1 protein-coding gene is annotated in these 256 nt (G+C 41.0%); it reads left to right on the top strand.

Annotated features, from left to right (window positions below):
* Window positions 1-256, top strand: a 256-nt coding sequence (locus tag AAEZ03_RS28085) for a 1-acyl-sn-glycerol-3-phosphate acyltransferase (protein WP_350583216.1), incomplete at both ends; no start/stop codon positions are given.

Raw genomic sequence — 256 nt, 5'->3', positions numbered from 1 at the left:
GTATCTACTGATGAGCAACCATCAGTCATGGGTAGATACCAGTATCGTGCAATACATTAGTGAAAACCGCTTGCCATTAACGCGCTTTTTTACCAAGTTTGAGCTGATATACATTCCTGTTATCGGTCAAGCGTTTTATTTTTTAGACTTTCCTATTATGCGTCGCCATTCTAAAGAGGCAATTGCTAAAAACCCAGCTTTACAAGGCAAAGATATCGAAGAAGCCAAACGCGCATGCGCCCTACTCAAAGACAAA

The sequence above is a fragment of the Pseudomonas sp. HY2-MNA-CIBAN-0224 genome, from assembly GCF_040310285.1.
Taxonomy (GTDB): domain Bacteria; phylum Pseudomonadota; class Gammaproteobacteria; order Pseudomonadales; family Pseudomonadaceae; genus Aquipseudomonas; species Aquipseudomonas helleri.
This window is presented reverse-complemented; position numbering and strand designations above follow the sequence as displayed.